Raw genomic sequence first — 21,593 nt, 5'->3', positions numbered from 1 at the left:
CGAAACCAGGGAAGTCTCATGAGCGAGCCGCGCACGATCACCGCCAAGACCATCGGCACCCCGCAGGGCGGGCTGTTCGACAATCCGTGGCCACCGGATTTCCCGGCCGTCGGCCAGCGGGTCGCGATCTTCGTCTACGAGGTGACGAAGGTCGACGGGGAAAACACCACCGGGACCATTCAGACCTTCCACGTCGGCCCGGCCGAAACCGCGTCCCGTGGCGCGATCGGCACTGATCACGAACTGCCGCAAGGGATCGCGGTCGCGTGGCGCGGCTGCGGGACCGGCACGGTGGTCCAGGTCTCCGATTCGACGCGGCGCGAGCGCACCTGCGAAGTGACTCCCGAAGACGCGGGTCTGCTGTGAGCACGCCGGACGACCTTGCCCAGCCCGTTCTCGCGCCACTGACCGAAAGCGCGCTGTTCCTGACCTTGACGATCGGAGCCGGGGGAGAGACGGCCGTACACGACCTGTTGCCGGATCTGGCGGGGATGGTCCGGTCGGTCGGGTTCCCGTTGCCGGATGAGCATCTGACCTGTGTCGTGGGTATCGGCTCGGCGGCGTGGGACCGGCTCTTCACCGGTGAACGCCCGGTGTCGCTGCACCCGTTCCGCGCGCTGTCCGGAGCCAGGCATCAGGCGCCGTCCACCCCCGGTGACCTCTTCCTGCACATCAGGGCGACACGGCTGTACCCGTGTTTCGAACTGGCGCGCCGGGTGGTGGCCCGGCTCGACACCGCGGTCTCGGTCGAGGACGAAACGGTCGGTTTCCGCTATTTCGACCGCCGGGATCTGCTCGGCTACGTCGACGGCACGGAGAACCCGGTCGGCCACGCCGCCAGTGTGGCCGCGCTCGTCACCGACGAGGACCCCGGCTTCACCGGAGGCTCCTATCTGATCGTGCAGAAGTACCTGCACGACCTGGCGAAGTGGACCGCCAAGCCGGTCGAGGACCGCGACCGGGCGGTGGGCAGGCATCTGGCCGACGACGTCGAGATCCCGGACGCGGAGAAGGCCGTCGATTCCCATGTCGCGCTCACCACGATCGAAGGCCCCGACGGGACCGAACGCAAGATTCTGCGGGACAACATGCCGTTCGGGTCCATCGCCCGCGACGAGTACGGCACCTACTTCTGCGGATACGCCGCCGACCCGGGAGTGACGGAGCGGATGCTCACCCGGATGTTCCTCGCCGAGCAACCGGACCGGCTCCTCGACGTGTCCACCGCGGTCACGGGCGGCCTGTACTTCGTTCCACCGGCCGGTTTCCTGGCTGGCCCTCCCGCGCTTCCGGCCGTCCGGGGCTGAGGCGATGGGGGACTGGACCGCCGGAGCGCTCGTGATCTTCGGGATCACCGGTGACCTCGCGGCGAAGATGACGTTGCCCGCGCTGTACCGGCTGGAACGGCGGGGAGTGCTGCGCTGCCCCGTGGTAGGCGTCGCTTCCGGCGGGTTGTCCACTTCGGACCTGAGGGAGCTTGCGCGGCGGGCGATCGAGAAATCCGGAGAATACTTCGACGAAGCGGTCTTCACGCGCCTGGTGCGCCGCCTGACCTACGTGGGCGGTGACGCGAACGACCCGGACCTGTACGAGGTGCTTGCCGAGGAGCTGGCGAACGTCCGGCGGCCGCTGTACTACCTCGCGCTGCCGCCGTCGTTGTTCGCGCCGGTCGTGGAACGGCTTTTCGCCAGGAGTCTCCTCGCCGACGCGCGCGTGGCACTGGAGAAGCCGTTCGGCGACGACCTGGCCTCGGCGCGGGAACTGCGCGCACGGCTTCGTCAGGTGCTCGACGACCGGCAGATCCTGCTGGTGGACCATTTCCTCGGCAAGGAACCGGTCATCGAGATCGAATACCTGCGGTTCGCGAATCACGCTATGGCACGGTTGTGGGATCGCGAGAGCGTGGAGGCCGTGCACATCACCATGGCGCAGCGGCTGGACGTCGCCGGACGCGGCCGGTTCTACGACTCGGTCGGAGCACTGCGGGACGTCGTTCAGAACCATCTGCTGCAACTGCTCGCGCTGATCGCGATGGACGCCCCCATCGGATCCGGCGTGGCGGAGCTGCGGGCGAAGAAACTCGAGGTGCTCAAGGCGATCCAGCCGGTGGACGTCCACACCGCCGTGCGCGGGCAGTACGAGGGATACCACGCCGTGCCCGGCGTGGCGCCGGGTTCGGACACCGAAACCTACGTCGCGCTGAAGCTGGGGATCGACAGCTGGCCTTGGGCCGGCGTGCCGGTCTTCCTGCGAGCGGGCAAATGCCTGCCGGACAGTGCCACGGAGGTGCGGCTGTTCCTGCGGCACACGCCCCGGTTGCGGTTCCTGCCCGACGCGGCGCAGGTCGAGGCCAACCAGATCGTGCTCCGCGTCTCGCCGACCCCCGCGCTCCGGCTGACTCTGTCCGGTTTGGACAGTCGAGGGCGCTGGCGGCCGATCCGGCTCGACACGACCTTCGAACGGGACCTCGGCAGTCCTCGCTCGCCCTACGAGCGCCTGCTCGCCGACGCGCTGGACGGCGACGACCGGCTGTTCTCCTGGCAGGACGCGGTCGACGAGAGCTGGCGCATCCTCCAACCCCTCCTCGCTTATCCGCCGCCCGCGCGACCGTACGCGATCGGCACGTGGGGCCCGGCCGCGGCGGACACGTTGGTGGAGGGTTATCCCGCCTGGCAGCCGCCGTGGCTGCCGGGCACCTGAATCAGCCGGGAGGCATCGATGAACTGGATCCAGGAAACCGGCACCGGGCCGGAGCAGGACTGGTACTTCAACACGAGGACCGGTGAGGTCGAACGGGGCCGCCGGTCGCGTGGGGTGGACCTGCTCGGCCCGTACCCCGACGAGGAAACCGCTCGCCGGGCGCTGGAGATCGCCCGGGAACGCACCGCCGCGGCCGATCGCGCCGACACCGAATGGAACGACCCCGAGTGACCCGTTTCGGTGGCGCGACCGTGGCCGAGGCGATGCTCCGCGCGCCGAAGCTGCTCGATCACACGGCGACCGTCACCCAGGTACGCGAACTGTTCCGCGACGACCACGTGCACGTGGCGTTGGTCGTCGCGGGCGCGGTACTGGTGAGCGTCGTCGAACGGCCGGACCTCGACGGCTTGCCCGGCGGGATGCCCGCGTGGCGCGCGGGACGACTGACCGGCCGGGTGGTCCGCCCCGACGCCGATCTGCTCGAAACGTGGCTGGCGATGCGCGGGCACCGTCGTCGGCTGGCCGTGGCGGACGGAGAGGGCGGGCTGCTCGGCCTGCTGTGCCTCAAACGCACCGGTCTTGGCTTCTGCTCCGACGCCGATGTGGCGGCACGGGCCCGTTCTCAGGAGAAACATGCACGCGATACGGCAGTACAAGCCGGGAAAACTGGTCTATGAGCGGGTTCCCGAGCCCAGCCCGGGCCGGGGGCAGGTCCGGATCGCCGTGAACGCGTGCGTCGTGGACCGCGGGGACGCACCGATTCCCGGGCACGCGGTGGCCGGAGTCGTCGACAAGCTCGGCGAAGGAGTACCGCGTCGATGGCGCGGCAAGCGCGTCGCCGTCCACTTGGGACCGGACGGTGGCGGTTACGCCGACCACGTGGTCGCCTCGGTCGAGGCCCTGCACAAGCTGCCGGGTGCATTGGACGACGCGTCGGCGGCGGCGATGGTGGGGATCGGGCGCAGGGCGATGGGCATCGTCGAGGTCGCCGGCCTGGTTCCTGGCGACGTGGTCCTGGTGCTGGCGTCCGGGGACGGGATCGGGCCTTTGCTCGCGCAATCGGCCCACAACGTCCGTGCCACCGTGGCCCTGACCGACGGGGCGAGCATCGTGGGCGGCCCGGTCACGGTGGTCCTCGACGGCGTCGGTGGGAAGGCGGGCCGTGCCGCGTTCGACCTGCTCGCCCCCGGAGGGCGCATGGTCCACTGGGCCGCCGATCCGGCACTGTTCACTCCGGAGCAGCTGCGGGAGCGGGACTTGTCCGCGAGATCGGCTGCGGACTCGGCCCTCGCGAACCTCTCGGGCGGGTTGCGTCATCTGGAGGACGCGGCACTGACGGAAGCCGCCTTCGGTCGTGTGGTGCCCACCGTGCGGACGTTCCCGCTCAAGGACGCCGTCCATGGCATTCCGGAGATCGGCATCACGGTCCTCGTTCCTTAGCGACGGTGGAAAGGCGGCTCATGGCGCGCACGATCGCAGATCTCCCGGACCACGTCCGGGCCTCGTTCCCCTACGAGTCGAACTTCCTGCGGGTGAACGGCAGGCGCATGCACTACGTCGACGCGGGCCCACGAGACGCGGCGACGGTCCTGCTGCTGGGCGGAAATCCGGCGTGGGGCTTCCTGTGGCGCGACGTCATGCGGCCACTGCTCGGCGCCGGTCTGCGCGTGGTCGTTCCCGACCAGATCGGGTTCGGCCTGTCCGAGAAACCCCATGATCACGCGGTGCACACCCTCGACAACCACGCCGCGAACCTGGTCGCGCTCATCGACGCGCTGGTGCTGAAGGACGCGACGTTCGTCTGCCATGACTGGGGAGGGCCGACGGGTTTGGCGGCGATCGCCGTCCGGCCGCACGCCGCCTCGGCGGTCGTCGTAATGTCGACGTGGGCCTGGGCCGAACCTTCGGCCGAATTCCACCACCGTGTCATGCCGTGGAAACTCATGCACGCTCCGGTCGTCGGTCCCTACCTGCTGGGCGCGCGGGCCGCGATGCCCGGACGGGGCATGTACTTGTCGGTGGTGGACCGCGAGAAGTTCGCGCGCGAGGCGATGGCGGCTTACGTCGAGGTTCTCGCCGACGCCGACGAGCGGGCGTTGACCTGGATCTGGCCCCGGTCGATCCCTTTGGGGCACGATGCCGACCTCGCGCGTGAGCGATTCACCTGGCTCGAAGCACAGGTCCGCCGGATGCGGCTCCCCGCCGCGGTGATCTGGGGCCGCGATGACGACGTGTTCACCACGGACGTGTTCACCCGCCACTGGACCCGGTTGTGGCCGCACGCGGAAGGGCCGTATTTGGTGACTGGGCGGCATTTCCTCCAGGAGGACTCCGGTGCGGAGATCGGCGAGATCCTGGCCAGCTTCGTTCGTCGCGTGACCGGACAGCGCCGATGACCAGGAACCACGACGTCGTCGTCGTGAACGGCCGGCCTGCCCGAGTTCGGTCCGTGCCGCTGCTCGCGGAGCATCAGATCGGCCACTATCCCGAGTTCCGTGCCTTCTTTTCGTCCGTGTTCGGCCTCGATGCCGACCCTTTCCGGGCCCCCGGTGTGATCAGGGTGGGTGGGCGTCACTACGAACTCGTGTTCGTTGGCTATTCAGGGCAGCCGTTTCCCGCCGGCGTGCGGATCGCGGCCCTGGTACCGGGCCTCGAACCGATGGACGAGGAGCAAGCGCTGAGCGACCTGTGGGCCTTCGTGGCCTGGATGATCGACGGTGTCGGGGGAGCCTGGGATATCGGTGCCTTGAGGACGACCGGGCGGATCTACCGCATCAACGGCCGCCGGATGTAGCTGCTTCGAACCCGGCATCAGAGAGAAGGACCGTGGAACGGCACGCCTGCGAAACACAAGTTTGCAGGACTTACGAAGCGATCTTCGCGCAGCCCGTCACACGCGACCTCGAGTGGACTGCCTTTGTCGCGTTGTGGAACGACCTCGCGGATTTCGTTGTGGAATCCGGCGAAGAGCTGACGGTGACAGTCCAAGGCAGGCGTGAGGTGTTCTGTCGCCCTTCCGGGGGTTGGGTCTCCACGGAGGATGTCGAACGAGCCCGTGAGGCGCTTGTCGCGCCACAGCCCCCACGAAGGTTTTGAAACTGCCACCTGACAGGCGAGACTCCTCGACCACCGCTCGCACAGCGGGGAGACCAACCCGTCTCGCGCGGGAGGACAGCCACCGCCAGACCTCGCTCAGCGTCAGACCGGGACCAGCCCCGCTCGCGCAGGGAGAACAGCGACGACCGCACCTCAGTTGTCGCATTGGACGGACTAGCCCCGCTCGCGCGGGGAGAACCTTGGTCTGATCGCTCCAGACCTCGCCCATGCCGGACCAGCCCCGCTCTCACGGGGAGAGAACCCGGCCCACTGGCCGACCGAGGGGGACACGGCGGGACCAGCCCCGCTCTCGCGGGGAGAACGCGACCAGACCGCCGATCACGCCGAGCCCGGAGGGACCAGCCCCGCTCGCGCGGGGAGAACGCGTTCACCGCTTATGTGGACGATGACCTCGGGGGACCAGCCCCGCTCGTGCGGGGAGAACGTCGACGACGGTGGCATCGGCGGCCTCCTCGTCGGACCAGCCCCGCTCGTGCGGGGAGAACGCGGATCCGCTCGCCCCACTCGATCCGAGGGGGACCAGCCCCGCTCGTGCGGGGAGAACGCGGATCCGCTCGCCCCACTCGATCCGGCCCGGGGACCAGCCCCGCTCGTGCGGGGAGAACCTGCGAAGGTGGCCGGACCGAAGGTGGTCGGCGGGACCAGCCCCGCTCGTGCGGGGAGAACACTTCATGACCTGCAGGGTTAGGCGCCGAAACGGTGTTTTCGGTTCACTTTAATGCTGCGCTCACGGCTTCCGTTGTACATGGTGGTTCGAGGGCCACCCCGCGGAGGGTGGCCCTCGAACCACGTTACGCCGAGCTCGTCCGGCGCCGTCGACGTCCGAGCACCGCGAGGACGGAGCCCAGCACAAGCAGGAGCGTTGCCGCCAGCGCCATCGGCAAAGCGTCAAGACCTGTGGACGCGAGGGATTCATTCTTGCCGCGGCCGGTGTGTGCCGTGCTCTTGGCCGGCCTGTCGATCGCCACGGGTGGGGCGGAGTCCTGCCCTGGGCCGGGGGCGGGGTTCCGTGGCTCGGAGCCAGGAGGCTCCGGGGTTGGCACGGTCGCGGTCGACGGTGCCGACCGCACATCGCCACGCGGGCTTAGCGCCGTGGCTGTGGCGGTGTTGCGGATCGCGTCCTCGCCGAGATCCTCTTGGACCACCGTGTAGGCCGCAGTGCACACGCGATGTTCACCCGGGGCCAGTGCCGTCTTGGCGGGGCAGTTGAGCGGGGACATACGTCCGTGGCCGTTGAACTGATCCTCGCGGACCATCGGATCGGTCAGGGTGGTGTCGCCGGTGTTGGTCAGCGTGAAGGTGTATGTGATCACCTGTCCCGCCGATACCGGTTTCCGGGCGTCCGCCGTTTTCGACAGCGCGAGAGCGGGCCGAGCTTCGGCCGGAAGCTTGACGGTCGAGGCCGTGCTGTCGATCGGTTTGCCGCCTGGTGGAGTCGCCTGTGCGGTGGCGGTGTTGGTCAGTTCTCCTCGGTCGACGTCTGATTGGCTGACTCGGTAGTCGGCGGTGCACACGACCTGGGCGCCGGGCGCGAGCGGGCCTGCCGGGCAGGTCGCGATCAGCGGGCCGGAGCCGGTGAAGGCGTTCTCGTCGATGGAGACGTCGTGCACGGTGACGTTGCCGGTGTTGGTCACCACGAACGAATACGTGATCGTCTCGCCGAGGTTGAGCCGGGTTCGGTTCGCCGACTTCTTCAGGGCGATCGACGGCAGCCGCGTCGACGGCAAGGCGACGGTGGACGGAGCGGAAACCACGGGAGAGCCGCCGCGGGGTTGGCGGCCGGTCGCGGTCGCGGTGTTGGTGAGTTCGCCGGAATCGATGTCCTGCTGTGTCACGGTGTAGGCAGCGGTGCAGGTGAGGCGCGCTCCGGGATCGAGTGTCCTGTTCGGCGGGCACGTGAGAGCGGGCGCCGTGCCGGTGCCGGTGAAGTCGCGTTCCTGCACGGTGACGTCGTGGACAGGTACTTTGCCGGTGTTCGTGATCTCGAAGGTGTAGGTCACCGTCTGCCCGGCCGCGGAGATCGACGCGACGTCCGCGCTCTTGCGGAGGGTGAGTTCGGGCGCGGGCAGGGGAGTCACCGTCACCTTCGCCGAGGCGTCCGCGGACCGCGGTCGAGGCATCCCTCGTGGCGGGTCGGCGGTCGCCGCCGCCGTGTTCGTGACTGAGCCGGTTCCGGCGTCGTGATCGGTGATGGTGTAGGTAGCGGTGCAGGTGACCGAGTCGCCGGGGGCGAGTACGTCGCGCGGGCACAGGACGTCGCTCATCTCCCCGGAACCGCTGAACGAGCCTTCCTCGATGGCCGGGTTGCTCACCGACACGTTGCCGGTGTTGGTCACGAGGAACGTGTAGGTCACGGTCTGCCCGGACGCGGCTTCCGCGGGAGAGGCGGTCTTCGTCAACGACAGCGCTGGGCGAGGGTCGGTTTTGACTGTCGCGGCTGAGGGGCTCGACGCCACAGGGTCTCCGGTGGGCGGTGTGCCGCTCGCGGTCGCGGTGTTGGAAATCTGCCCGGCGTCCAGATCTTCCTGGGTAACGCGGTAGATCGCCGTGCAGGTCATCGAGCGATCGGCGGCGAGCGCGGTCTCTGGGCATGAGATGTCACCGAGGTCGCCGCTGCCGCTGAAGTTCTCGTCTTGCACGGCGACGTCGTGAAGCGTGATGTTCCCGGTATTGGTGACGGTGAAGCGGTAGGTGATCGTGTCGCCGGGCGCGGCGACCATCTCGGGGGTGGCCGATTTTTCCACCGCGATCGCGGGTGCGGGCGGGATCACCAGATGTGCGCTCGAAGGTTCTGACACCGGCGACGAACCGGAGGGTGATGCGGCGGTGGCCGTGGCCGTGTTGTCCAGCATTCCGGCGTCGGCGTCCTGTGGTGTCACACGGTAGGTGGCCGTGCAGGTGACTGCTGCTCCTGGTGCGAGGGTGCCGTCCGGGCAGTGGATTCCGGAAAGGCGTCCGGTACCGGTGAACCGGGTTTCGTTCACGACGGGGTCGGCGAGAGAGACGTTGCCGGTGTTGGTGATCACGAACTTGTAGGTGATCTCGTCACCAGGCCGGGCTGCCGACTGCGGGTCTGTCGACTTGGTCAGCGACACGGCCGGAGCGGCGGCGACCGGCACGACGGCCCGCGCCGGCGCCGTGGACACGTCGCTGCCGTCCGGTGCGGTGCCGTGGGCGGTCGCGGAGTTCGTGACCTGACCGGCGTCGATGTCGGTTTGGGTCAACTGGTAGGTCGCAGTACAGACCAAAGACGTGTCCGGTGCGAGGGTTCGCTGGTCAGGACAGCGCAAGGCGGACAGTGTGCCGCTGCCACTGAAGTCACCTTCGTCGACCTCGACCGCACTGACCGGGATGTTGCCGGTGTTGGTCACCGTGAAGGAATACGTGATGTTCTGGCCGGCGCGATACGCGGACGCGTCCGACGGAGACGCGGATTTCGTCAAGGTCAGCTTCGGTGCGGGCTTCTGGACAGGTGTGCGGGTTTCGCTCGGTGCGGACGTGACTGTGCTGTCGGTGCCAGGGGGAGTGCCGGAAGCGGTGGCGGTGTTGTGCACGACGCCGGCGTCCGCGTCGTCACCTGTGATGGTGTAGGGGCGGCTGGTGCAGGTTACGGATGCGCCGGGAGCGAGTTCGGTCTGCGGGCAGGTCACGGGCCCGACCAGAGGATCGCTGACCGCCACGGTCGCTAGAACCGTGTCTCCGGTATTGGCGACGTCGAAGGTGTAGGCGATGGTGTCGCCCGGGTCGTTGATGCCGTCGTGGTTCGCGTCGACCGGGGCGGCTGCGTTCTTGTGCAGTGAGATCGCGGGTTTGCGGGCCGTGTTCGTGATGGTGCAGGCGATGTCATCGCCGACTCCGACCTGGACCTGAGCGGACGCTCCGACCGTGGTGCCCTGTGGCAGCGCGGGGTCGGGCTTGCCGAAGCGGGTGCAGGACCACGATGACGAATAGTTGCGCAAGTCCCCGTGGATCGCGCGCTCGGTGAGGGTGAACGAGTTTCCCTTCACATCGGTGATGACTGGTTGCCGGCCCGTGGTGGCGGTCTTGCCGTCCGGTCCGGTCTGGGCGTCCTTCAGCGGGCCGCTCTGGCTGCTGGTTTCGACCTGGAAATCGTCCCCGGGGAAGCGGGATGCGACCTCTTTCGTCAGTTGCAGCGCGGAGACCAGTACACCGAAGGCGACGGCTTCGCGGCCGCCGCCGACCATGGTCTGGGTGAAGCTCTGTGGGTGGCGGGCCGCCACGATCGGTGTGCCTGTTTTCGTCGCGGTGCCCGCGCCTGTGCATTTCACCGTGGTGGTTCCCAGGCCGGTGTATCCACCGGCACACGCGTTACCGATCCCCGGATCCGTCCCCTGGGCGGTCAGCGACTCGATGGGTGTCGTTGCCTGCCAGGTGATCGACTCCTTCTCGTCGGTCGATTCGGCATCCGCGCCGACGAGGGCGAATTCCGACACCGGGTTTCCGTGCGGATCGGTCACCCGGATGTCGCTGACGGTCAAGGTCGAGGTGGTGTGGTCCGCGGTCTGGTACAGCGCGGGTTTTCCCGCCACGCCTGAGTAATGACCGGAATTCCCCAGGTAGGCTCCCCACCAGGTCGGAAAGGCTGCGGGTTCGACCCTGCCGCCGACCTGTTTCGCCTTGAGGTGGACGGTGTTGCCGCCGCCGATCGCGAAGGTGAAGTCCTGGCCGCTCGCCGACTGAGCCGCGTCGAGTCGTGAGAAGTCGAGCCAGCACAGCGTGCCGGCGTACTTGCCGGTGCCAGGGCTGGCGAAGTGGCACTGTGCGTCGGTCGCGGCGGCGGCGGTGTTCGCGGACAGCCCGAGTACCGCGGGCAACGTCGCCGACCCCACGATCGTGAATACGACGGTCAGCAGGGCGAGTGCCGCGCGGACCGAGGTACTTCTTCTTCGGGCGATCGCGGGAAGGTGTTGATCCACCATGTTCTCTCCAGGAAATTCGCGTGAAGCACGATGCGGCGCTAGATGATGTCGTGTGTCCGCTTGTACGCTGATCTGATCCGACCCGGTATCGGCCCGCTCGGCAGAATCCGGTATCCATTGGCCATGGCCCAATATCGAATTTTCTGAGCAGTCGCCGGCGTGGGGGAAGGTATCGGAGGTGGTCTGCGGTTGAGGAATTCTTCCTTTTCGCGGCCATGGGCGATATAAGGCGCGAGCGTTCGTCTCAACGTCGCGGCGTTCTCGGCCGACAGGTCGATCTGGTAGGGAACGCCGTCCAGGCTGAAATGAACCGTTTCGCGGGCGATCGAGCCGTCCAGGTCGTCGATCTCCGTCGTCGATTCCCTGTCAGATGGCGCAAGGTTTCCAGAGGTGAGCCGGGTGGGATTCATGTGTTCGATCAGATCACTTTTGATCTGCGTTCGTGTCGCGATTCACCGTTCGGAGGTAACCCGGGAAAGGGAGGATCGGGGGTCTCGATAAAATTCTTTGTCTTGTCGCACAGATAAGAAAACGGGGCGCCTCCGGAAACCAGCCGGAGACGCCCCGCGATCGGGTTGTTCAGTAGCGGATCAGCTCTCCTCCTGTGGCTTGCGCCGACGGGCGATCAGCAGCGCCGCGCCGCCGCCGCCCAAGAGCAGCACCGCCAAGCCGAGGATGCCGGCCAGTTCGAAACCGGTGTAGGCCAGCGGCCCACTGTCGCTGGTGTTGCCGGGCGTTCCGGGCCCTGGATTCCCCGGCGCGCCCTCCGGGCCCGACGGGCGGAGGCCCGCGTCGACGGTGAGGTTCGTACGGTTGCCCTTGCCGAGCTGGACACAGCCGGTTTCGCCGCCGGCCGCTGCATTGGAATCCTTGGCGGGATCCCTCGCGTGCCACTTGGTGAATGCCCAGGCCGGGTAGTCACCCTTGGCCGTGGCCCGGTCGAACCTGACGCGGTAGCCACCATCGCGAAGGCCGGTGAACAGGTAGTGCCCGTTCATGTCGGTCACGGCCACATAGGGTTGCCCGTCCGGCCCCTTCACCGGCTTGCCCGAGCAGTCCAGCAGGTGCGCGGTCACACCCTCGATGCCGAGTTCCCCGGCGTCCTGGAGGCCGTTGCCGTCGGCATCGGCCCACACGCGGTCGCCGAGTGAGTTCGACGGCGTGACGAGGCCGGCGTCGATGGTCTCGTCCTTCGGGTTGTCCGGCCCGAGCTTGACGGGACGGGAGAGACCAGTGGCCGGGTCGGCGTCGGAGTCTTTCGCTCCGTCGGGGCCCGTGTGCGCGGTGGTGAATTCCTGTCCGTCCGGGGCAGTGAACTTCACCTGGTAGCAACCCTCGCCGAGGCCGGTGAAGCGGTAGTGCCCGTTCGCGTCGGTCTTCGTGGTCAAGGGCTTGCCATCCGGACCCTGGACCGGCTTGCCGGAGCAGTCGAGCAGCGCGACCGGAACGTTCGGGACGCCTCGTTCGCCCTCGTCCTGCACCCCGTTGCCGTTGGTGTCCTGCCAGACGGTGTCGCCCACCTCGTAGGTGATGGGGTTCGGCAAGACAAGACCCGCGTCGAGGGTCAGGTCCTCGCGGTTGCCCGCGCCGAGGGTGACCTGCTGCGTCGTCCCCGTCGTGGGGTCGGCGTCGGAATCCTCCGCCGTGTCGGTACCGGCGTGCTGCCGGGTAAAGGTGGTGCCTGCAGGCGGCGTGAACTTCACCGCGTAGCAGCCGTCCACGAGCCCGTCGAACAGGTATTTACCGTTGGCGTCGGTGGTCGCGGTGACCGGGTTGCCGTCGGGCCCGGTGATCGGGCGGCCGGAGCAGTCGAGCAAGGCGACGGGCACGTTGGGCACGCCGGGTTCGCCGTCGTCCTGGAGTCCGTCGCGGTCGGTGTCCTGCCAGACGGTGTCACCGAGCCGGTTCGTCGGAGTGACGAGCCCGGCGTCGATGGTCTCGTCCTTCGGATTGTCCGGCCCGAGGACGATGTCGTCGGAGATACCTGTTGCGACGTCGGCGTTGGAGTCCTTCGCCTTGTCCGGTCCGGAGAGCTGCTTGGTGAAGCTCTCGCCGTCCGGGGCGGTGAACTTGACGTGATAGCACCCTGCTTCAAGGCCGGTGAATCGGTAGCGGCCGTTCGCGTCGGTGACGGTGGTCAACGGCCCGCCGCTGGGACCCGCGACCGGCTGGTCCGAGCAGTCGAGCAAGGCGACGGGCACGTTGGGCACGCCGGGTTCGCCGTCGTGCTGGACTCCGTCGCGGTCGGTGTCGCGCCACACGAGATCGCCCAGCTCGTACGTCGGGTTCACCAGACCGGCGTCGATGGTCAGGTCCTCCCGTTTGTCGGGGCCGAGCGTGGTCTGGCCGCTGATTCCCGTCGTGGTGTCCGCGTCGGAATCCTTCGCGTCGTCGCCGGTGTCCTTGGTGGTGAAGTTCTTCCCGGCGGGCTTGACGAACTCGACCTCGTAGCAGCCGTCCTTCAGCCCCTCGAAGAGGTATTTGCCGTCGGCGTCGGTCGTGGTGGTGTCCGGTGTTCCGTCGCCGTTGCCGTCGACAGGTTGTCCCTGGCAGTCCAGCAGGTTCACGGTCACGCCCGGCACGCCGGGCTCACCGGAGTCCTGCACGCCGTCCCGATCGGTGTCCTGCCAGACGTAGTCGCCCAGCTTGTTCGAGGGCTTGTCGACCAGACTGGCGTCGATGGTGAGGTCTTGCCGTTTGTCGGGGCCGAGCGTGGTCTGGCCGCTGATCCCCGTCGTGGTGTCCGCGTCGGAGTCCTTCGCGTCGTCTCCGGCGTCTTTCGCGGTGAACGCCGTACCGTCCGGTGCGGTGAACCGGACTTCGTAGCAGCCGTCTTTGAGCCCCTCGAAGAGGTATTCGCCGTCGGCGCCGGTCGTAGTGGAGTCCGGAGTTCCGTCACCGTTCCCGTCGACCGGGCTGCCCAGGCAGTCGAGCAGTTCGGCCTTCACTCCGGCGACGCCCGGCTCGCCCTGGTCTTGCAGGCCGTTGGCATTGGTGTCGCGCCAGACGCGGTCCCCGAGCGAGTTCAGTTCCTGCAACCGCAGTGAGATCCGATGCAGATCGCCGGTGTAGAGATCAGTGACGCCACGCGGCAGCAACGCCTTCTCGGAGTTGACGACGTTCAGCCCGTTGATGCCGTCCGCGTACTGGTCACCGCTCTTGGTGTAGAGGGTGCCTCCACCGGGGTGTTTCGAGAACGGGCTGACCTCCGTGTCCAGCCGGAACGTCACCGAGGTGAACGTGCCCTGCAACGTCGCCGAACCGCAGCCCGCCATCGACTGCGGCGGAATCTTCCGCTGCGCCAGAGGAATATTGCTGTTCGGGTCAGGCTGGGGATGGTCGCAGTACGCGCTCGTGTTGTTGCTGGTGACGTTCAAGGTCGTGCCGTCGACGGTCAAGTTCGTCTTGCCCGTGGAGGGGTTCGCGAACCGCACGCCCGGCGACGTGATCGTCCAGTGCGTGTTGTCGAAGGAGCCGCGCGCGTATGCCGCGGTGCCGTCGTTGTTCTGCTCCGCGTTCATTGCCAAGCCGCCGAGGCCGGAGATGTCGAGGACCGGGTTGGTGACGGCCTTGGAGAACGTCAGCGTGAGTTCTCCAGTCGTTCGGCAGACACCTGAGAAGTTCTGGTGCGCCGCGGTGCCGAGGGCACCATCGCAGGATGAAGCCGCGGTCAAGACGCCCAGGGCGGGCAACTGGGACGGGGTCGGCGCACCGGTGAACATCGCCGCCGTCGCCCCATAGGCGGCCTGGTTCGTGCCGTTGGTCAGCACATTCGTACCGGGAAGCTGATCGGCGCCTGCCTTGAAGCCGGCCGTCACCGTGACCGCGCCACTGGACAGCGGAATGGACGTGGTCGCCGTCGTCGCTGCGGAAGACGCGAAGGAGTCGTCCGAGTACTGCGACGCCGCCGAACCAGGATTTTGGAGTTGCCACGCGTCGTTGAAGACGTACCCGTTCTGTGTCGTGGCCGACGCTGCCGGGGCGGCCGCGGTTTGTACCGCAGCGACCCCTGCCATCACCAGCATGACCGACGTCAACGACGCCAGCCGTGTCCTTGATCTACGAGCCATTCTCTTTTTCCCTTTCGGGGTTTGGCAATGCGCTGACGTCGGCCGATGGTCCGGTTCTGCTTTTGGCGTGACGTCATGGGGACGCAAGATGCTGATGGACGAATTCACGGAGTTCGTATCAGACGTTGCGTTGAAAGAGAAAACCGACTCGATTGGGAGGGGCAGGTGCGAAAACCTTGGGCAAAGATACGGACAGTAGAACGTTCATCCCTCGCACGGGGGAGAATTTGCTTTGGCTACTGCTCCCCAGTGTCGTCTTGTCAGGCTTGAAACACTCTGGCGATAGGTCGGCGGGACTGGTCACCTTTTCCGATCGTGCTGATCGGATCGATTAAAATTCCGGCGACCTTGCACGGTTGACCCGAATGAGGGAGAACGTATTTGCTCGGACTGTGGGGTGCGACAATGAACGTTGTTGGTTACCACATCAATTGACGGAAGGGGTGGGGCGGCAGAAGTGTGTCCGGTAGTCTGCTTTTTGAACGAAGGGTCATACGATCACTCTTTGATGATCAATCCGGTGGCGGCAACGCGAGCACGGTCCCAGCGGATCGCAACGTTCGTCCAGTCAGCGATGTTCCAGGCAGCCTCGATGTAGTCTGCTTTGACGTTGAGGTAGTCGAGGTAGTACGCGTGCTCCCACATGTCGAGCATGAACAGGGGGATGATCCCGGCGGGCACGTTCGACTGCTGATCGAACAGCTGGAAGACGGACATCCGTTGCCCGATGGAGTCCCAGCCGAGTACGGCCCAGCCGGAGCCTTGAATGCCGGCCGCGGTCGCCGAGAAGTGCTCCTGAAACGAGGTGAAGGAGCCGAATTGCTCCTTGAACGCCTCGAGTAGCTCGCCCTCGGGCTCGCCGCCGCCGTCCGGTGAGAGGTTCTCCCAGAACACCGAGTGGTTGGTGTGCCCGCCGAGGTTGAACGCAAGGTTCTTCTCGTGAAGGTTCACCGCTGCGAAGTCGCCGGCCTCACGAGCCGATGCGAGCTGTTCGAGCGCGGCGTTCGCGCCGGCCACATAGGCCGCATGGTGCTTGTCGTGATGGAGTTCCATGATTCGGCCGGAGATGTAAGGCTCAAGGGCTGGGTAATCGTAAGGAAGGTCCGGCAGGGTGTACACGGGCACGCGTTCGATTCCTTTCGCGGTGGTGTCAGCTGGTGACGGTCTTGCCGAGATGCTCATGAAGGCCCGGGGGTACGAGAATCCGGTCGATCACTTCTCCGTCGACACTGAGGGTGACGTTCGTTCCGGTAGAGGTCGTGCTCGTGATGTGGGTGACAAAATCATGGACGGCACGGATGGCTTCGTCGCTCCAGTCCTCGGGAACCGCACTCGTGCTCCTCACGGAGTGGAGGCATGCGAGAATCCTCTGGAAGGCGATGTCGGTCGCCCGCTTGTCCATCACGGGCCGGAACGCCGCCTCGAAACTGCTGAGGCGTAAGTGCGAGAAACGGACGGCGCCGCCTCCGAGTGCCTTGACCAGAACCGCCACCTGGCGCAAGCCATACAAGAAGTGACGTCCGTCCCTGGCAGCCGAGCGCTCATGGTCAAAGATGGCTAGCTCCACAGTCCGCCTTCCGAAAATCCCCGGTGTCCGTATTGCGAATTATTGTCATTCATCGGCTCAGACGAGGATGGCACGGCTTCGCCGATCTGATAGGTAATGCTCGGGTGGAACAACAGTTCTTGTAGTCGGCGACAACTCCGGGGATTGCCTGCCGTGCTGACCAAGGCGGCCACCGCTCTCGTGCGCCGGGGATCGGCGAACCGTCCCTCTAGTCGGGATCGCGGGCAGGTCGGGGATGCTCCAGGGTAGGTGACTGGATGCCGATACCTTCCTAATGCGCATGTACTGCAGAGAGAAGGCCACAGCAGCCTGGGGAGCAGGCGTCGGAGGTGGCGTGGTTTTCGTTCTCGCCGCGATCTTTGTCATGGTCCTGGGCGGCGGCCTTGGTCCTGTCGTCGCTCTCGGACTCCTCGGAGCCGGGCTCCTGGTTGCGGGGATCCTTGGATGCCGGCGCGTTCGTTCCAGGTTGCCCAAGACGAGGCGCACGCTGATCACACGTGGCCCGGGCTCGGCACGAGGTGGCATCAGCATGATCGTCTTCTTCGGCGTCGTCCTTGGTGCGGTGTTCGGCTACGGCGCATTCAACAGCGATGCACGAGGAGACTCCACGGTGGCCGCGTTGATCGGCGCGTACATCCTGATCATGCTGTTGCTCGTAGCCTGCCTCCTGGTGCCCTCCACGATCATGGGCCGGTCACGGGCTACTTTCCGTAGGAAGCTGCAGAGCGACGCCCAGTTCCGGGCGCTCGTTGAAGAGGATCTTCTGACTTGGCGCGACCCTGTCGGCAACGCCTCGTACGGGCCGCTCTGACCACAGCGTGAACGTCAGGATCGTCCGGTTCGAGCTGAGTCGGGACGCGGAGATTAAGGAGGCGCGATGCGCGAACCCAAGACACAGGCCTCCCCGTTCGGGTGGACCGCCACGAGCGACGCCGAGGGCACAACGGTGTCTCTGCATGATTCGCAGGGTCACCGCCACGCGAGTTGGACGCAGCATGAGCGGAATGCCCGCCTGCAGACCATCCGTCTCTGGCCGAACCGACAGCACACGGTGCAGCTCTTTGACGGCGCAGGCCTGGCCGGAGAGGCCTCTATCGACAACGGTAGACCGCAGCCATCGCGACGGCGAGACCACAACGGATCGATTGGGTTGCAGGGCCGCGAGTACGAAGTCAAACACACGCGGCGCTGGCGCTCGACACTTTCGCTTGACGGCCGTGTCGTCGCCCTTGCACGCAAGGGCCGGTTTGGCAAGCTCGTGCTCGAGGGCTCCGCGCCCGTAGACCAGATCGACGAACTGGCTCTCGCGCTCTTCTGGTTCGCTGTCACGCCAGGCCGGCCAGGAATGATCTGGATGACCTTTGAATCAGCCTGATCCAAGACTTAGGTTGTCAGTGTCCCTGGTGGGGTGGCTAGCGCTCTTCGCCGATCGCCCGGACGACCTGGGATCTAGGTTCACGGTCACCGAAGCGGAGCGCGGCGTTACCGGTGGTGGGCAGGTCCGGTCCGACAGGGCCGCGAAATGTCCTCTCAGGATCCGGAAAGCCCGGCTTCGACCGTTCGAACCTGTCGACGACACTCCCCAACGGCTGGCCCGCCCGCTCGCAGGCTAGCCGACGGGGCCAGGTGCCGGTGACTCATTCCTCAGCCGGTGAGCGAAGGGGGCCCCGCGTAATCAACCGTGTGTCCTGGTGAACGCCCGACGGCTGAGTGATGAACGCCTGGTTGAGCGTGTAGCGCGGCCGGTGTTCCTCCGATGATCAGAACGGTTGATCATGGGGGAGGGCACGATGGTTCGTCGCGCGGTGGTGTGTTTGCTGCGGTTTCTCCTGGTGTTGTCGCTGACCGTGGGCGTCGTGGTGGCATTGCCCGCCGCGACCGCGTCGGCTGTGGCCGCCGGAGGTGTGGACAAGCCGCTCAATAGCGTCCCTGACCAACCCGACGTAGATCCAGTGAAAGTCTCGGTTCCTTCGGAGGAAACGCCGAAGCTGCCACCGGCGGGGTCTGCGGCGCGGAAGTCGGTGGATGATGCGCTGGCGGCGGGAGATGCGGCTGCGGCGCGCGTCAAGCAGGAACTGACGCCGGTGCGGGTGGAGGGTGCGGCAGCTCAGCCCGTCGAGGTGAAGTTGGCCCAGCGTCAGGCGGCCGCGCCGTCGTGCGGTGATGGCGGCCCGCCCTATGACCTGAAGTGGGAGAACCTGGGCGTTACCGTGCAGCCGTTCTTGCCGACGGGCGGTCGGGTGAAGCTGCGGCTGACGATGGTTGGGGTGGGAGATCTGCCGGCGGGGTCGGCTTTCGTCAGCTACCACCTCGGGGGCGCGTCCGGGTTGCCGTGGGTGAAGTACGACGGGAACCCCTCGCAAGACATCACGGTTCCGTTCAAGCAGGGGCAAGCGCTCGAACTCGAGGCGCCGCTGGCTGGTTTGAAGCCGGGAAGCCACTTCGTCGCCTGGGATGTGTTCGTCAAGGGGTATGGCTGGTTGAGTGAGAAAGGTGTCTGTTCGCTCAGCGTCTTCTACAACGTCGCGAACCGCGCTCCGAATATCAGCGTACTCGGCCCGCCGAACGGTGGGACCGCCCTGACCCGTTCACCGTCGTTGGCCGCGGTCGCGAACGATCCGGACGGCTATCCGTTCGCCAATCCTCGCTACCTGTTCACGGTGTGTACCGACCAGGCGATGAAAACGGACTGTGAGACGAGCGGCTGGCAGGACCACTGGGCGTACCAGGTTCCCGATGGATACGCCAGCTGGAACCAGACGATTTGGTGGAAAGTCGAGGTCACCGACGGTGCATTGAACACCGTCACCCCGGCGATGGCGGTCACGGTGGTGCCGCCCGCACCGGATCAGTGGCGCACCGTGGGCAGCGGCATGAACCTCAGCACGGTGCGCGGCACAGTGCTGCCGTTCGGCATGTACACGCGGCAGGCCGTGGATCTGGAGGTGCGGACCGAGCCGACGCCGAAGCTCCGGGTGAGCCGGGGCTACTCGAGTGCGGCGACGACCGCCGGCCTCGTGGGGGCGATGGGGCGCGGCTGGATGAGTTTCTTCGATTCCCAAGCCAGCTGGGACAACGCGAAACAAGCGCTGACAATCACATTTCCGGATGGACGACAGCAAGTATTCGGAAAGAATTCCGACGGGACTTTCGCGGCTCGAGGCGACACCGGATCCAGCAACACCGTGAAGCAGGTGAGCGGGGTCTACGAGGTCAAGGCCGGCGATGGCGAAGTACTGCGTTTCGATGCGACTTACGGTCAGCTGCGGGAGATCGTTGTCCGTCCCGCGCTCTACAACAAGACGATCAGCATCACCCGTGACGACCAGGGACGGATCGTCGGTCTCGGACAGTTCAACTCCGGACGCCAGGTGTCCGTCGAATGGTATCCACCAGGCGGAGAAGGAAACTGCCGCAGCCGTGAGCTGATCAAGTCGATCACCAGCGAGGCACCCGCACCGGGTGAGGCACCCATCCGCGTCGAGTACCGCTACACCTCATGTGACCGCCTGGCTGAGGTCTGCCGGGTGGGCATCGGGTGCGAGAAGTACGCCTATGACGACCAGGCCAGGCTGATCGGCGGTGCCACCCGGGCCGGGCGCCCGTTGGACCGGGTGACCTACCGCGCCGCGGGATCGCCAGAGGTCTCCCGTGTCGACACCGCGGCGGATTCCGACCAGAGCACCACTTTCACCTACTACAGCCTGCCGGTCTCGGAACCGGCTCAGTCGGACTACCTCGACCACGTGAACCGCTGGGGCGGGAGAACGGTCCAGACCTTCGACGGCAAGGACGAGACCTATCTGTTCGACAAACTCAACCGGCTCGTCGAACTGGATCACGCGCCCATTCGCGCGAACCCGCAGACGGTGGTGTATCGGTACTGGTCCTACAGCCCGTACACCGGGCGGCTGGAGACCTTCTTCGACGAGAACTTCCACACCACGCACATCATCCCCAACCCGAACGGGGATGTGGCCACGCGCTGGACGAACCGGAAAGTCGATGACGTCGTCGGCACCAATTACAAGTACAACTACACCGTTCCGCTGGACGATCCGCGATACGGGACCATGCTCGAGAGCTATCCGTATGATCAGTCCACCAAGCCATATGAACCGGAGACGTATCAGTACGCAGCACATAACGGCCTCCTTCTTGCGAAGACCATGGCGCACGAGACGGGTGCTCCGGCAGGAGTGGAGCGGTACAGCTACACGCAGGGAACGGAAGCGCCGGAAGACCTCCTTTTCAGTGTGACCAACGCGTCGGGCACAGTGATCTACGACCGCAACCGCGCGGGTGACGTGGTCGGGATCCGTAACACCGTGACGGGGGCGCGTACCGGATTCGAGCGGGACAACCTCGGCCGGATGACCGCCAAGGCCGAGTATTCCGCCGCGTTCCCGCACGGGGTACGGACTACGTACCGCTACGACGCGGCCGACAATATCGTGGGCGAGGTCTACCCGGAGACCACTGACGCCGTGACCGGCGAGAAGCATCAGCGCGTCGTGACGCGAGAGTTCGACGCGGACGGGTTGCTGCAGTCGGAGAACAACGTCGACGCACCGGCTTCGGCTCGCTGGCGGGCCGCGCATCCCGGCCAGGCAACAGCCGACCCCTACACGCGGACGACGACCTTCCGTTATCACCCTGACGGAAAACTCGCCGAACGCGTCGGTCCGCACAACGCGAAGTTCAGCTATGAGTATCACCGGGGTCTCCTGGAGAACGTGTGGCGGCCTGACGGCAATGTCGATGTCCACCTGTACGACCCGAAGGGACGTCTGACGACTGTCGAACGTCGCAGCACCGACGGCGTGGTCCGGCCCATGGCGAAATACGGCTACGACCCCGCCGGGTACAAGACCTCCGAATGGACCCGGCCGGACGGGTCACGCGTTACACCTACAGCTGGGATGGAATGCCCGTCCGCGCCGCCCGGGTCGTCCCGGCCACCGCGAAGTCAGCCGAGCGGGAAATCGAGCTGTGGAGGCGCTCCTATGACGCGCTGGGCAACGTCATCTCGGAAACCTCAGCTGCGGGAACCCGCACCACCACCGGCAAATACTCCCTGGCAGGGAAGATTCTCGAACAGATCGTCGACCCCTCCGGCGTGAACCGCAAAACCACCTACACCAACGATCTGTGGGGGAGGCCCACCCAGATCGCCGTATCGGACAAGAACCGCACCCA

The 21,593-nt window shown here is 66.4% G+C and carries 16 protein-coding genes and 1 CRISPR repeat array; of the genes, 11 read left to right on the top strand and 5 right to left on the bottom strand.

Going from position 1 to position 21,593, the window contains the following annotated elements:
• The first annotated feature begins 18 nt into the window (after positions 1 to 18).
• From H4W30_RS23525 to H4W30_RS23490, 8 genes are read left to right on the top strand one after another with little or no spacing between them, the layout of a single operon-like run.
• Positions 19 to 366 carry a hypothetical protein gene (locus H4W30_RS23525; protein WP_192744845.1) on the top strand — a complete coding sequence of 116 codons (348 nt, stop codon included), beginning with the start codon at positions 19 to 21 and terminating at the stop codon, positions 364 to 366.
• On the top strand, positions 363 to 1,307 hold the full coding sequence (locus H4W30_RS23520) for a Dyp-type peroxidase (protein ID WP_192744844.1): 945 nt from the start codon (positions 363 to 365) through the stop codon (positions 1,305 to 1,307). The genes H4W30_RS23525 and H4W30_RS23520 overlap by 4 nt, the downstream gene beginning before the upstream one ends.
• Positions 1,308 to 1,311: 4 nt before the next feature.
• Positions 1,312 to 2,700 (top strand): glucose-6-phosphate dehydrogenase, encoded by a 1,389-nt coding sequence (locus H4W30_RS23515; RefSeq protein ID WP_192744843.1) that lies wholly within the window; start codon positions 1,312 to 1,314, stop codon positions 2,698 to 2,700.
• A gap of 18 nt (positions 2,701 to 2,718) precedes the next feature.
• The gene (locus tag H4W30_RS23510) at positions 2,719 to 2,931 is read left to right on the top strand and encodes a hypothetical protein (RefSeq protein WP_192744842.1); all 213 of its coding nucleotides are present in this window, start codon (positions 2,719 to 2,721) and stop codon (positions 2,929 to 2,931) included.
• Positions 2,928 to 3,377 carry a hypothetical protein gene (locus tag H4W30_RS23505; RefSeq protein ID WP_192744841.1) on the top strand — a complete coding sequence of 150 codons (450 nt, stop codon included), beginning with the start codon at positions 2,928 to 2,930 and terminating at the stop codon, positions 3,375 to 3,377. The genes H4W30_RS23510 and H4W30_RS23505 overlap by 4 nt, the downstream gene beginning before the upstream one ends.
• Entirely contained in the window at positions 3,334 to 4,140 is an 807-nt protein-coding gene (locus H4W30_RS23500) for an MDR/zinc-dependent alcohol dehydrogenase-like family protein (RefSeq protein ID WP_192744840.1), read from the top strand. Before H4W30_RS23505 ends, H4W30_RS23500 begins: the two co-directional genes overlap by 44 nt.
• A gap of 20 nt (positions 4,141 to 4,160) precedes the next feature.
• Entirely contained in the window at positions 4,161 to 5,096 is a 936-nt protein-coding gene (locus H4W30_RS23495) for an alpha/beta fold hydrolase (RefSeq protein WP_192744839.1), read from the top strand.
• Positions 5,093 to 5,494: a hypothetical protein gene (locus tag H4W30_RS23490; protein WP_192744838.1), complete on the top strand. Its 402-nt coding sequence runs from the start codon at positions 5,093 to 5,095 to the stop codon at positions 5,492 to 5,494. Before H4W30_RS23495 ends, H4W30_RS23490 begins: the two co-directional genes overlap by 4 nt.
• 595 nt (positions 5,495 to 6,089) lie before the next feature.
• Positions 6,090 to 6,483: direct repeats of the CRISPR family, unit length 29 nt; unit sequence GGGACCAGCCCCGCTCGTGCGGGGAGAAC.
• A gap of 125 nt (positions 6,484 to 6,608) precedes the next feature.
• On the opposite strand, the gene H4W30_RS23485 is transcribed toward H4W30_RS23490, so the two are convergent.
• From H4W30_RS23485 to H4W30_RS23465, 5 genes are all read right to left on the bottom strand, one after another.
• Entirely contained in the window at positions 6,609 to 10,757 is a 4,149-nt protein-coding gene (locus H4W30_RS23485) for a DUF7507 domain-containing protein (protein WP_192744837.1), read from the bottom strand.
• 38 nt (positions 10,758 to 10,795) lie between these two features.
• On the bottom strand, positions 10,796 to 11,167 hold the full coding sequence (locus H4W30_RS23480) for a histone-like nucleoid-structuring protein Lsr2 (protein WP_192744836.1): 372 nt from the start codon (positions 11,165 to 11,167) through the stop codon (positions 10,796 to 10,798).
• Between the two features lie 180 nt (positions 11,168 to 11,347).
• Positions 11,348 to 14,827 carry an SdrD B-like domain-containing protein gene (locus H4W30_RS23475; RefSeq protein WP_192744835.1) on the bottom strand — a complete coding sequence of 1,160 codons (3,480 nt, stop codon included), beginning with the start codon at positions 14,825 to 14,827 and terminating at the stop codon, positions 11,348 to 11,350.
• Positions 14,828 to 15,325: 498 nt separating this feature from the next.
• Positions 15,326 to 15,952, bottom strand: a complete 627-nt coding sequence (locus H4W30_RS23470; protein ID WP_192744834.1) for a superoxide dismutase — start codon at positions 15,950 to 15,952, stop codon at positions 15,326 to 15,328.
• A 25-nt stretch (positions 15,953 to 15,977) separates the two neighbouring features.
• Positions 15,978 to 16,394 (bottom strand): hypothetical protein, encoded by a 417-nt coding sequence (locus H4W30_RS23465; protein WP_192744833.1) that lies wholly within the window; start codon positions 16,392 to 16,394, stop codon positions 15,978 to 15,980.
• Between the two features lie 529 nt (positions 16,395 to 16,923).
• Between H4W30_RS23465 and H4W30_RS23460 the strand changes: the two genes are divergently transcribed.
• From H4W30_RS23460 to H4W30_RS43800, 3 genes are all read left to right on the top strand, one after another.
• Positions 16,924 to 17,205 carry a hypothetical protein gene (locus H4W30_RS23460; RefSeq protein ID WP_192744832.1) on the top strand — a complete coding sequence of 94 codons (282 nt, stop codon included), beginning with the start codon at positions 16,924 to 16,926 and terminating at the stop codon, positions 17,203 to 17,205.
• 66 nt (positions 17,206 to 17,271) lie between these two features.
• The gene (locus H4W30_RS23455) at positions 17,272 to 17,769 is read left to right on the top strand and encodes a hypothetical protein (RefSeq protein WP_192744831.1); all 498 of its coding nucleotides are present in this window, start codon (positions 17,272 to 17,274) and stop codon (positions 17,767 to 17,769) included.
• Between the two features lie 415 nt (positions 17,770 to 18,184).
• A complete protein-coding gene (locus tag H4W30_RS43800) occupies positions 18,185 to 21,517 on the top strand; it encodes an RHS repeat domain-containing protein (RefSeq protein ID WP_225949839.1) in 3,333 nt (1,110 codons plus the stop codon).
• Positions 21,518 to 21,593 lie beyond the last annotated feature (76 nt).

This window comes from Amycolatopsis roodepoortensis (assembly GCF_014873915.1).
Lineage (GTDB): Bacteria > Actinomycetota > Actinomycetes > Mycobacteriales > Pseudonocardiaceae > Amycolatopsis > Amycolatopsis roodepoortensis.
The sequence above is the reverse complement of the archived record's forward strand: the minus strand, read 5'-3'. Positions and strand labels throughout refer to the sequence as shown.

What these genes read in the sequence shown, in the direction of transcription:
- H4W30_RS23525 (WP_192744845.1), top strand. Translation starts at nt 19, where the DNA reads ATGAGCGAGCCGCGCACGATCACCGCCAAGACCATCGGCACCCCGCAG.
- H4W30_RS23515 (WP_192744843.1), top strand. Translation starts at nt 1,312, where the DNA reads ATGGGGGACTGGACCGCCGGAGCGCTCGTGATCTTCGGGATCACCGGT.
- H4W30_RS23510 (WP_192744842.1), top strand. Translation starts at nt 2,719, where the DNA reads ATGAACTGGATCCAGGAAACCGGCACCGGGCCGGAGCAGGACTGGTAC.
- H4W30_RS23500 (WP_192744840.1), top strand. Translation starts at nt 3,334, where the DNA reads ATGCACGCGATACGGCAGTACAAGCCGGGAAAACTGGTCTATGAGCGG.
- H4W30_RS23495 (WP_192744839.1), top strand. Translation starts at nt 4,161, where the DNA reads ATGGCGCGCACGATCGCAGATCTCCCGGACCACGTCCGGGCCTCGTTC.
- H4W30_RS23490 (WP_192744838.1), top strand. Translation starts at nt 5,093, where the DNA reads ATGACCAGGAACCACGACGTCGTCGTCGTGAACGGCCGGCCTGCCCGA.
- H4W30_RS23485 (WP_192744837.1), bottom strand. Translation starts at nt 10,757, where the DNA reads ATGGTGGATCAACACCTTCCCGCGATCGCCCGAAGAAGAAGTACCTCG.
- H4W30_RS23480 (WP_192744836.1), bottom strand. Translation starts at nt 11,167, where the DNA reads ATGAATCCCACCCGGCTCACCTCTGGAAACCTTGCGCCATCTGACAGG.
- H4W30_RS23475 (WP_192744835.1), bottom strand. Translation starts at nt 14,827, where the DNA reads ATGGCTCGTAGATCAAGGACACGGCTGGCGTCGTTGACGTCGGTCATG.
- H4W30_RS23460 (WP_192744832.1), top strand. Translation starts at nt 16,924, where the DNA reads ATGATCGTCTTCTTCGGCGTCGTCCTTGGTGCGGTGTTCGGCTACGGC.
- H4W30_RS23455 (WP_192744831.1), top strand. Translation starts at nt 17,272, where the DNA reads ATGCGCGAACCCAAGACACAGGCCTCCCCGTTCGGGTGGACCGCCACG.
- H4W30_RS43800 (WP_225949839.1), top strand. Translation starts at nt 18,185, where the DNA reads ATGGTTCGTCGCGCGGTGGTGTGTTTGCTGCGGTTTCTCCTGGTGTTG.